The following is a 5,829-nucleotide window of genomic DNA, read 5'->3' as shown; positions in this document are numbered from 1 at the left end:
GTATCCGACACAGCAGTGCTGATCTTTACTGCGATCGGTTTTATACGCGAAGATGTTGCTGTAGGCAACCAGGTAATTATCAATGTTTCGCTTACCGAAGACCTGATCGGTCTGGAAGAAGTAGTCGTGGTAGGTTATGGCGAACAGAAGCGATCCAATGTACTGGGCGCTGTATCTTCCGTAGATGCCGCACTGATGGAAAATAAGTCGCAGCTGCGTCTGGACCAGGCGTTGCAAGGCATGGCCGCAGGCGTAACGGTAGCACGCAATGGCGGTGCACCCGGTGATAAACCTACTATACATATTCGCGGTGTAGGTTCTATTTCCAATACCGATCCGCTCTGGATTGTAGACGGTGTGCGCATGGATCCCGGCAACCAGTTTGACCTGGATGATGTAGAAACGATCGAGATATTGAAAGATGCTTCTTCGGCAGCGATCTATGGTGCGAAGGCAGCGCATGGGGTGATCAACGTAACCACCAAGCGCGGTAAAGGATCGGCTCTGCAAGTAACATTCAAAAGTTCATTGAGCAAGCGCCACGCGATCAACCTCCCCACATTGCTGAACAGCGCAGACTTTGTAAAGTATAAAAAACAAGGTCGCGAAAATGCCGGGCAGAACCCCGAGCCATCGTGGGATAATTATCAGTATGATACCGATTGGATCAACGCATACTATGCGGGCAGCGGTGTACTGCAAACCTACGATCTGTCGGTTTCCAAAGGAGATGATAAATTCAAATACTATATATCCTTCGGCCACGATAACGAGAAAGGTATACTCATCGATAATTCCTTCAAGCGCTATAGTGTCCGTGTTAATTCGGATGTGAAGCTTGCCAGGTGGCTTACCCTCGGAGAGAGTATACTGCTCTCGCGCGTAAGTGAAAATCCCATCAGCAACTTCAATGAAAATTACGCGGGTGGTATACCGTATCGTTCTATACCCATCATGCCTATATATGATCCCTCCAATCCGTATGGCGGGTGGGGCAGGGCACCGGTATATTTTCAGGGACCCAACCCGGTGGCGTCACAATACCAGCAGCATGAAACAAGAACCTATAGCCGCCTCGATGGAAATGTATACCTCGAAGCGCGGCCATTGCCAGGCTTGCAGGTGCGCGGTACGGTGGGGCTGAATTACCTCTCGTATTTCGGAGAGAAGTTTGATGAAGCCTTCAACTACGGTGCCTTTGCCAACCCCATCAACGCTTTAACCTATAGCAGCTCTAACGATCAAACCATTATTGGCAACGTAGTGGCTACCTATACCCGCGAGTTCAACCGCCATAACTTCAAGATCATGGGAGGCTACGAAGCTTCGAAGTTCGATTCCAAACATTTCAATCTCGTAGGAAATGATTTCCCGATGGACGTTGCGTGGAGCTTCAACCTCGCTACCGGTGCTATCAGCACTACCGATAAATTCAATATATACCAGAGCCGCATGCTGTCGCAGTTCGGTCGCTTCAACTATAATTATGATGAGAAGTATCTCTTCGAAGCAAACATTCGCAGAGATGCATCGGCACCCAAATTCGGGCCTTCCAACATCTGGGGTGTGTTCCCTTCGTTCTCGGTGGGCTGGCGTATTTCACAGGAGAATTTCTTTCGCAATGTTCCGTTCATTACTAACCTGAAGATCCGCGCCAGCATGGGTAAACTCGGTTCCGACAACATCGGAAACTATATATACCTGAAGACCTATACTTCGCAGTTCTCTACATATTCGTTTGACGTGACCGGTAAGAATAAAGTGTCCGGATTCTATATCAGCAAGTTCCCCAACGAAGATGTAAAGTGGGAAGAAGTACACATGAACAACATCGCGATCGACCTGAAAGCTTTTGAAAATAAAGTCTCCATCAGTGTGGATTATTATATAAAAGATACCAAAGACCTGTTGTATGCTGTAGCGATTCCTGCTTCGGTGGGCATTGCTACGCATAACTTCGACCCGGTAAATCCGGAGATCAACATCGGTACCATGCGCAACACCGGTATAGATATAGACCTGGGCTATGCCGCCAACATCGGAGACTTCTCACTGAATATAGGAGGCAATGTATCATTCGTAAAGAACCGGATGAAGTCGCTTCGTGGCAGTGAGTATATAACCGGTGGCAGTGGCGGAGGACAGATCGGTGGCATGACGCGCACGCAGGCAGGCCAGCCTATATCCAGCTTCTATGGTTATGTAGTGCAGCAGATGCTCAACTCATCATCCGATGTATACGCCATCAACACCTATAGCAAAGATGGTATATACCAGGAAGCGGGCACAGCACCGGGCGATTTCATGTATAAAGATATCAGCGGTCCCAACGGTAAGCCCGATGGTAAAATTACAGCACAGTACGATCGTGTATTCCTCGGCAATCCGTGGCCCAAGATGACTTATGCGCTTAACATCAACGCAGTATATAAAGGGATGTTTGATCTGGCGCTGCAATTCCAGGGTGTGCGGGGTGTAGATATATTCAATGCTAACAAAGCCTATACCCGCAATTTCTTTGGAGACAACAATACAACAACGCTGATTTACGATGCGTGGACGCCCGAGCACCACACTAACAATCCGCGCAACATTGCCAGCGATCCCAACGGGAATTTTGGTAAGCCATCATCATACTTTGTAGAAGACGGATCGTATCTCAAACTTCGCAATGTACAGGTGGGCTTTACCGTTCCACGCCAGTTTCTGCAGCGATGGAAGCTCAACAAAGTAAGAGTATATATGAATGCCAACAACCTGCTGACCATTACCAAATATTCCGGCTTCGATCCGGAAATAGCAGGCTCGAATACCGGTCGCGGTGTTGACTATGGATACTATCCGCAAGTGCGCACGTATGGCGGAGGATTGGAGGTACAATTTTAATGAAGACAAAAGAAATTAGTATGATACGGTATATAACGAGATTCATCCTGCTATACCTTATAGCTATACTCTGCTATAGCTGTTCCGATAGTTTCCTCGATATCACCAACCAGAACGAACTCAACTCCGATAACTTCTATGAGAAGATCGAGAGCTTTGACCTGGCCCTGAACGGCACGTACGATGCTGTGAAGAACCTCGACCTCTTCGGGCAAACATTTTATGTACAAACGCTGCTTGCATTGCCACATGAGTCAGATTACTGGAACGCGCAGAACCGGAACGAAGTAACATCGGCAGATGCCAATGTATATATAGCCTGGCGCGGATGGTATCGTATAGTGGCGCGTGCCAATGACATACTCGAGAATGCACCGAAGTATGAAGCCAAAACTCCGGCCGAAGCTGATCAACTGAGTAAGATTGTAGCACAGGCACATTTTCTTCGTGGCTTTGCATATTTCCACCTGGTGCGTTTGTGGGGTGAAGATTCGTATGCAAACGACAGTACGCGCCTGGCCGTACCGTTGATTCTGAAAGTGGCCTCTACCAAAAGTGAAATGATGAAACCCCGCGCAAGCGTAGGACAGGTATATACCCAGATTATTAAAGATTTTGAAGCAGCGGAAGCAGTGCTGCCTGTAACCTGGGATGCCAACAACATTGCGCGCGTATCGAAGTATGCCGTGAAAGGATTTCTCGGGCAGGTATATCTATACATGGGCGATAACGATAAGGCGAAGCTATACTTTGAAGAAGTGATCGGCAATGGCTCGTATGCACTCGTGCCCTTCAGTCGCTATGAAGATCTGTTTCAGGGGAAAGATGAATTTAGCGAAGAATCGCTTTGGGAGTTGAACTATACCATCGACATGCAGCAGAATATATGGGAGAACGGACTTGGCTCCGGTATAGCATTGGTATTGGCGCCTCCCGGTCGCGGATGGAGTAATTGCACACCGCACGGAGTAAATATAGATCGCTTTGGCAATGACCCGCGCCTGAAGATTGCTACCTACGCCCCTGAAGATCTCGTAGCGGATGTAGATGGCAACATGACGCCTGCCGGCAAGAGTGAATTTAATTATACCGGCCACAGCTTCAAGAAATATGTGCCGAAAGATTACTCGGTATATTCTACCAATCGCAACAGCGGCATCAATTATCTGATAATGCGTCTGGCCGATGTATACCTGATGTATGCCGAGGTGATGAACAACAAAGGCAGCGATGCTATAGCACTTGAATATACCAACAAGGTAAGGCGCAGAGCGTACGGCTATGATCCCAACACACCGGTAGATGCCGTGGACTTTAAAAATATAGCAGGCACACAACTTCGCGATGCTATTCGGGAAGAACGTTTTCGCGAACTCTTCGCGGAAGGTCACCGCTGGTATGACATTGTGCGCTGGGGCATTGTAGAAGAAGAAGTGCTGAAGTATAACGTAAAGAATGTAACGCAGGGCACGATCGTATATCAACCGAAAGATTATTACTACCCGATACCTTTACAGGAAGTAGACAACAACACCAGTATAATTCCGAGCACCGGGTATTGATAAAGAATATGCAAATGAAACTGGAGAACAGAATTATACTCTTGTTGCTGGCGATCGGATTGATAGCCGGTTGTGGTTCCGATGATCCATCGCCCGATACAACGGTGAAGGCCGTAACCAAAACCAACCCGATGAAGCTATATATGCACTATATGCCGTGGTTTCAAAGTAAATCATTCTCCGGCTATTGGGGAAGTCACTGGCGGATGACCAACAAGAATCCGGATATAGTGGACGACACCGGCAAGCGACAGATTGCATCACACTATTATCCGTTAATCGGTCCGTATGATTCACAGGATCCGGATGTGATTGAGTATCATTTACTGCTGATGAAGTATGCCGGTATAGATGGCGTACTGATTGATTGGTATGGATCGCACGCTATATATGACTACAAGGTAAACCTGCAAGGCTCCAATGCCCTGATCGATAAAACAGATGATATCGGATTGCAGTTTGCTGTTGTATATGAAGACTATACCGCACAGAGTGTAGAAGACCAAACCAGCAAGACCGGTATGGAAGCGGGCCAGGCAGACATGGCCTATCTGCAGGAGAATTATTTTTCCAAACCCGAATATATACTCATCAATAAAGTTCCGCTGCTGATGACGTTCGGCCCGCGCTACTTCAAGCAGGCATCACAGTGGACGCAGCTCTTTGAGTCACTCAAGACAAAACCAAAATTACTGCCGCTGTGGTGGCACGCCGGCTATACCGGCAATAACACTGGTGGCGAATATGCCTGGGTAGATTTCAAGGAAGGGTTTGCTGATCTCACATCGTTCTATAATCGTACAGGCGTAGATGTCATGATGGGTTCTGCCTTTCCGCGCTTTCATGATTTCTACGAAGAAGGCGGCACGGGCACCAGCTACGGTTATGTAGGCTATAACAATGGCGAAACGCTGAAGACCACACTCAATAAAGCGAAAGATAAAAATCTGCAATACCTGCAATTGGTAACGTGGAATGATTTCGGAGAAGGCACCGTAATCGAACCAACACTCGAAGATGGATTTGATTGCTTGAAGATGATTCAGCAATTCGCGGGCGTGTCCTATGGGCAGGATGAACTTGAACTGATCTATACCTATTACCAAAAGAAAGTAAAATATAAAGGCGATGCTACGGCAATGGAAACACTGAAGAAAGTATTTGATCACCTGGCAGCACTCGAGCCGGACCAGGCGAAAGATATACTGTCGCAGCTTCCATAGTGAACAAGTATAGCCACTATATATACTCGATAACCAAACAACAAACCAGAACTCTTAACAAAAACTGATCGTATGAAAAAGTTATTTACCTGGCAGCGCCTGTTGCTGCTCATCACATCGGTTGCTATTATTTCGTGTAGCGATAGCAATGACGAACC

The 5,829-nt window shown here is 47.3% G+C and carries 3 protein-coding genes; all 3 read left to right on the top strand.

The window, feature by feature from the left end; translation table 11 throughout:
- The coding region (locus tag VIN08_RS14610; RefSeq protein WP_331966525.1) for a TonB-dependent receptor at window positions 1-2,886 on the top strand (2,886 nt) is incomplete at its 5' end.
- A gap of 20 nt (window positions 2,887-2,906) precedes the next feature.
- Window positions 2,907-4,448, top strand: a complete 1,542-nt coding sequence (locus VIN08_RS14605; RefSeq protein ID WP_331966523.1) for a RagB/SusD family nutrient uptake outer membrane protein — start codon at window positions 2,907-2,909, stop codon at window positions 4,446-4,448.
- An 8-nt stretch (window positions 4,449-4,456) separates the two neighbouring features.
- On the top strand, window positions 4,457-5,671 hold the full coding sequence (locus tag VIN08_RS14600) for a glycoside hydrolase family 71/99-like protein (protein ID WP_331966520.1): 1,215 nt from the start codon (window positions 4,457-4,459) through the stop codon (window positions 5,669-5,671).
- The last annotated feature ends 158 nt before the right edge of the window (window positions 5,672-5,829 follow it).

Origin of the sequence: Ohtaekwangia sp. (assembly GCF_036568665.1) — a bacterium.
GTDB lineage: Bacteria > Bacteroidota > Bacteroidia > Cytophagales > Cyclobacteriaceae > Ohtaekwangia.
The sequence above is the reverse complement of the archived record's forward strand: the minus strand, read 5'-3'. Positions and strand labels throughout refer to the sequence as shown.